Here is a 1,435-nt window from a genome sequence, read left to right as displayed (position 1 = left end):
CTCGCCATTTTAAGAATATCGGTTTATGCCCTTACATTTCAAAAAGAAATTCCTGCGTCCATCGTTATTGACGAAGCCATCGGCATAAGCAGGGAATTCGGCACAGACGACTCGTACCGTTTTGTCAACGGCGTTCTAGACAGCATACGCAAAACCATTCAAGGACAAAAAACATGAAACAAAACAAAATAAAAGTTTTGTTTCTTAAAGGTTCGTTATTGCGCATAACATTTATCGCCGGTTTAATGCTATTTGTGCTTACGGGCGTTTTTTTAACCGGTTTTTACCTTGTGGAAAGGGGCGCGAACAAAGAGACGCGGAAGCAGGACAGTTTTTCCCGCAGTTTGCGCGAATACGACACGTCGGCCGACATATTTACAGGAACAGAGAAAGAGTATGAAAACCTTAACCGCGAACTTGACCGCCTTGAAAAAAAGGCAATCAGCGTCGAATCGTGGCTTTCTATCCTTAAAAGGAGAAAGGCGCTCGTGCGCCGTAATCCGCCATTTTTTTCAAACTTCCGCGCTTCAATTAAACGCGCCCTTAAAGTATACCCTTCTTCACAGCCCCTATCCGCCCTTGCCGCGGCCGCCCTTATTAAAGACACGGCGTTAAACAAAGAAACGGAAAACGCCCTTCGCGCGTTTTTACCGGCGCTGACGGACGGCGAATTTAACAAACTGCGCCTGTCTTTTCACGTCCTTTTGGGAGATTTTAAGAGCCCTCAAACCGCCGTTTCCTTGCCTGATGATATTTCATCCGACGGAACGGAGGTTATCTCTCAAGATTTGATTATTATGAAAATTATTAACCCAAAACCGGACATTGCCCGCGTTGATTCGTCAGGCGAAGAAACAGGTTACAACGCCTCTTACGATATACAGGCGGTAATTAATGCGACTCATCCGACCGCTAATTTTATCCGTTTCGCGGCCGAATACAATTATGACTTGGGAGACATCCGCAGGGCTGCGGCTCTTTTCTCGCGTTTGGAAGGAGATTGGGCCCTTGGCCGCCAGGCGGACTGCATATATCTTGCGGGATTTCCCGCTAGCGCCCGTTCCCTCTGGCTGCTCCTTTCCAAATCGGCTGTTCCGGACGAAAGAAGCCTCTACAACCTCGCGGTTACGACTGACGACACACAGGAAGCTTCAGGTTACCTTCAAAAAATTATTGATACCGATTCCGAATCTTTTTCAGACAGCCGCCAATTCGCCCTTATCCGATATTCCCGCTTGCTTCCAAACGCGCAGGCGCTTACCGTGCTTGAAAAGAATGAAACGCTAAAACCTTCCTCCTATCCGTATATCGATCTTGAAATATGCAAAAGAAGAACAGAATCCCAGGTGCCTGCGAAAAAAATCGCCGAAGCATGGCTTTTACTTGACCGTCATTTTGAAAACGAAGACCTTTACAAGTGGTCGTCTTGGCTTAT

Annotated in this window: 2 protein-coding genes; both read left to right on the top strand. The window is 46.9% G+C overall.

Annotation, left to right across the window (positions count from 1 at the left end):
- A partial coding sequence (locus tag ACYVTD_RS12565; protein WP_461248093.1) for a transcription antitermination protein NusB occupies nt 1–177 on the top strand: 177 nt, incomplete at its 5' end.
- The coding region (locus tag ACYVTD_RS12560) for a hypothetical protein (RefSeq protein WP_461248092.1) at nt 174–1,435 on the top strand (1,262 nt) is incomplete at its 3' end. The genes ACYVTD_RS12565 and ACYVTD_RS12560, both read left to right, overlap by 4 nt.

The sequence above is a fragment of the Treponema sp. R6D11 genome (assembly GCF_054786075.1).
The sequence above is the reverse complement of the archived record's forward strand: the minus strand, read 5'-3'. Positions and strand labels throughout refer to the sequence as shown.